Source organism: Rickettsia sp. TH2014 (genome assembly GCF_019249195.1).
Classification (GTDB): Bacteria; Pseudomonadota; Alphaproteobacteria; order Rickettsiales; family Rickettsiaceae; genus Rickettsia; species Rickettsia felis.
The window spans coordinates 1-4,689 of sequence record NZ_MXAX01000056.1 but is presented as its reverse complement, the minus strand read 5'-3'; the positions used below and the strand labels follow the sequence as shown (position 1 = coordinate 4,689).

Here is a 4,689-nt window from a genome sequence, read left to right as displayed (position 1 = left end):
TTTACTGGATTGCTTCGTCGAATTACTACGTAGTTCTTCTCGCAGTGACGAAAAGCAGGTCTACGCGGCAATACTGGATTAACGTACAAATCATCTTTAAAAGGGGGTTATGCAAGAAGTTTATTTTCTAAATAACAAATAATATACTATATAAAATCATCCAAAAAATCCATGAATGATAGCCCATAATATTGATTTATTCACATTAAACGATATTACTATTGCAAGTATTGTTCCAAGAGAAATACCACCATATCCTAAATAATTCATATATTTTGCCCTTAATGTTTTTTAATATTATTGTAGGATATTTATTATGTTTTATTAAGAAATTTTGTGAATTAAAAATAATTAATTTATATATTATTGCTTAAAAACTACTTTCTTATAATTTGCAGCTAAAAAAGCAAAGAGTTCACAAGATGAAGAATGACAACAGTTATTAAATGTTCAGCATCCAAGAGCTTACAAAGATATTGCTGCTAGTTTTTTTAAGTTCCATCTGAATATATACGTTCCTTACAATAGCAGAACTTGTATATATTAATTATTTTTTTGCAGTAAGATTCCAAATTTTCTCCGCTTTGTTTCCAAGCCGCCAAAAGCTTATTCTTAGAATTGTAAAAAATACTGCTTTATGAGTTGTATTCCAAAAATATTCAAAAAATCTTGTATATAAATTAATAAATAAAAAGTAACTCCAAATCCTTTAGTTATCGAATTATCTTGTTTTAAACCGTGATAAATAGCTGCTCCGGACATTAAGGCAAATAATAAAGACCAATGAAATAATTCTATCGGCTTTACCAACCGCCAGGTGCTATAATCTTCAGGGTCATAATTTCCAAATATTGATAATAACCACATTGCAATAAATGAATATAATAAACCAATTACAAGAGTTACTTGAGTAAAATGATTGAATTTTTTATTTTCCTCTAGTGCAAGAGCAGAAAATGTTAAGATTCCTCCAAATAATATAAAACGTAATGGATAATTCATACCTAAGTAATATGCTCCCCATCCTGACATATACCCGGTTTCTGCTCCCATCCAACTACCTAGTGAAATTAAAGCAAAGCACCAAATTAAATTTGATTTAGAGAAATATCCTAATATGGCATAAACAATAAAAGATAAAAGCAATAAAATGGAAAAATGTCCACTCCCTGAATCAAATGCTTTTCCTAGTTGATAAATAGCACAAGCAGTGGTTAAGACCCCTAAAAATAATATTACCCCATTGCTAAAAATTTTCTCTGGTTTTTGTTGCTGTCTTTTAAAACCAACAAAATATATTATTCCCGATAAAGTTGATAAGGTAATAAATTTCAGCAGATACGGGGCATTAAAAATATATTCTAATAATTCTCGTAGATAACGATCAGACAAAATAGCATTAATAGCAATAACTATACATATTAAAGAAATCTAAAAAGAATATCTAGCTAATTTCTTCCAATCAAAATTTAATATTTCCATATCGATTTTAAGTAATATAGTCGTATTATCATCAAGTAAACCGGTATTATTCCATTCATCTAATGCTGAAAAAAAGTATCTTTGCCTGTGATTTAGCTATTTTCATAAGTTAATCTAAATATCTCCCAAATTTTAATAGAAAGATATTATTAATATAAAAATATGTCAAGAATTACTAGATTCTGTTGACAGGTATTGCTAACTATCAACAGATATCGCTATTAGCGAATGAACGTAAGCATTGTTGCATGATTTATTTATATCATTTCCGCTTTCGCAGGAATGACATAAAACGCATTTTTGAGCCATGCGACAACACCGCAAACGTAGAGGGCATGGTAATTCAGAATTTAATTAGATTGCTTCATCAAAATTTTCAATTTTTCCTCGCAATTATTTAAAATATAAATAATTTCTTATTTCGCACAAGGAGCAATATTCTCCATTGCTACTAAATAATGAGAAGGATATTTTTTATATGATCCACTTAAGGCATCTACAATAAACCCTGGCCAAAACAACACGTTAATAAGAGTTACGCTATTAAAATTATCTCCAACAGCAATATTAAGTTGTTTATATCCTTCTTTTTTACAATCAACTAACACTGCCCCTGAAGTTCTACGTACCTTTACTATCCCTGGATTATTTTGTAAGGCATAACTTCCTCCCGTACCATCGGAAACAGTACATATTACATTTTCTAAAGTAGCGTTATTCTTATTATCTATAACCTTACCATGAATATCTTGAGTCGTACCGGAAAAAATTGTAGCACAACCGCTCAAGATTATGGTACTCATTAATATAGTAACAAGTTTATACAGTTTCATTTTATACCTTTAAATTAATTATTTAGTACTTTAAATAAAGTTAAAGTTGATATGTCAATTATATATTGTATATTATCTTATTGCTAACTAATAGCTATAACAAAGCTGCTAAAAGTAGTTTTATCGTATGACTTGGGAAGATGTTATAGAAAGATTTTAAGATCTGTAGAAGAAACTGCTTAGTAGTTAAAAGCAAACAATTAGTTAAAGATAGTGACAGTAAATATTTGGACTGAGTAATTACTTATATAAATATAAGCAATGTACTAATTTAGTCTTTAAGGAGGTAATCCAGCCGCAGGTTCCCCTACGGCTACCTTGTTACGACTTCACCCCAGTCGCTAATTTTACCGTGGTTGGCTGCCTCTTGCGTTAGCTCACCACCTTCAGGTAAAACCAACTCCCATGGCGTGACGGGCAGTGTGTACAAGGCCCGAGAACGTATTCACCGCGGCATGCTGATCCGCGATTACTAGCGATTCCAACTTCATGCTCTCGAGTTGCAGAGAACAATCCGAACTGAGATGTCTTTTAGGGATTTGCTCCACGTCGCCGTCTTGCTTCCCTCTGTAAACACCATTGTAGCACGCGTGTAGCCCAACCCGTAAGGGCCATGATGACTTGACGTCGTCCCCACCTTCCTCCGGCTTATCACCGGCAGTTTTCTTATAGTTCCCGGCATTACCCGCTGGCAAATAAGAATGAGGGTTGCGCTCGTTGCGGGACTTAACCCAACATCTCACGACACGAGCTGACGACAGCCATGCAACACCTGTGTGTGGTCCAGCCGAGCTGAAGGAAAGCATCTCTGCGATCCGCGACCACCATGTCAAGGGTTGGTAAGGTTTTTCGCGTAACATCGAATTAAACCGCATGCTCCACCGCTTGTGCGAGCCCCCGTCAATTCCTTTGAGTTTTAATCTTGCGACCGTACTCCCCAGGCGGAGTGCTTAATGCGTTAGCTGCGAAACCGAAAGAGAATCTTCCGATATCTAGCACTCATCGTTTACGGCGTGGACTACCAGGGTATCTAATCCTGTTTGCTCCCCACGCTTTCGTGCATCAGCGTCAGTTGTAGCCCAGATGACCGCCTTCGCCACCGGTGTTCCTCCTAATATCTAAGAATTTCACCTCTACACTAGGAATTCCATCATCCCCTACTACACTCTAGATTAGTAGTTTTGAAAGCAATTCCGAGGTTAAGCCCCGGGCTTTCACTTCCAACTTACTAAACCGCCTACGCACTCTTTACGCCCAGTAATTCCGAACAACGCTAGCCCCCTCCGTCTTACCGCGGCTGCTGGCACGGAGTTAGCCGGGGCTTTTTCTGCAAGTAACGTCATTATCTTCCTTGCTAAAAGAGCTTTACAACCCTAAGGCCTTCATCACTCACTCGGTATTGCTGGATCAGGCTTTCGCCCATTGTCCAATATTCCCCACTGCTGCCTCCCGTAGGAGTCTGGGCCGTGTCTCAGTCCCAGTGTGGCTGATCATCCTCTCAGACCAGCTACAGATCGTCGGCTTGGTGAGCCGTTACCTCACCAACTACCTAATCTGGCGCGGGCTCATCCATCAGCGATAAATCTTTCCTCCGTAGAGAATATACGGTATTAGCTTTTATTTCTAAAAGTTATTCCGTACTGATGGGCAGATTCCCACGTGTTACTCACCCGTCTGCCACTAACTAATTGGGGCAAGCCCCAATTGGTCCGTCCGACTTGCATGTGTTAAGCATACCGATAGCGTTCGTTCTGAGCCAGGATCAAACTCTCAAGTTTGATTCTGTCAGTTTTACTTTAAAAAATTGACAGGTTTAATTACCACTTTTGTGATATGTACATGTTTACTGTCACTATCTATATCTAATTATTTACTTTTAAAAACAGCTGCGACTTTTTTTCATTTATCGCTTTGGAATAGGTGTAGTTATATGCAATATAATCAGCCCTGTCAACTACAATTTTGAAATTATTTTATTTTTTTTATTTTTGTTCTATATATCTAATTTAGATCCTGCTTTTACAGCTTATAATCATTACAAAACTTTAGTTAAAATCTAATCATAACTAATGCTAATATTCTTTATTATATACTGTGCATATATCTTTACTCATTGATATAGTATTTAATAAATACCTATCTAAATCATAACTTTTCATGCTCATATAAAATATCATGAATAATTTGTAAATTCTTAACAGCATAAAGACCATCTAATGGAGCAATTAAAGCTTTCCACAAAGCCCAGCCTCTTGCTCTATCCCAAGTATCATCATCTAAGGGTAGCTTCTCTTTAAAAACTTTTCTTGCTTCATTTTGAAGAAAAGTCCAAATTATTACTAAATCAGGTCGTGCCTCCGTATTGCAGTTTAGA

The 4,689-nt window shown here is 35.9% G+C and carries 2 protein-coding genes, 1 rRNA gene and 1 pseudogene; all 4 read right to left on the bottom strand.

Going from position 1 to position 4,689, the window contains the following annotated elements:
* Positions 1 to 612: 612 nt before the first annotated feature.
* Positions 613 to 1,392, bottom strand: coding sequence for a hypothetical protein (locus tag KYQ89_RS00840; RefSeq protein ID WP_256621167.1), 780 nt, complete (start codon positions 1,390 to 1,392; stop codon positions 613 to 615).
* 506 nt (positions 1,393 to 1,898) lie between these two features.
* Complete coding sequence (locus KYQ89_RS00835; protein WP_218459933.1) at positions 1,899 to 2,315, bottom strand: hypothetical protein; 417 nt, start codon at positions 2,313 to 2,315, stop codon at positions 1,899 to 1,901.
* 279 nt (positions 2,316 to 2,594) lie between these two features.
* Positions 2,595 to 4,093, bottom strand: a 16S ribosomal RNA gene (locus KYQ89_RS00830).
* 367 nt (positions 4,094 to 4,460) lie between these two features.
* Positions 4,461 to 4,689, bottom strand: a pseudogene (locus KYQ89_RS00825) (hypothetical protein); the annotation flags it as partial.

What these genes read in the sequence shown, in the direction of transcription:
- KYQ89_RS00835 (WP_218459933.1), bottom strand. Translation starts at nt 2,315, where the DNA reads ATGAAACTGTATAAACTTGTTACTATATTAATGAGTACCATAATCTTG.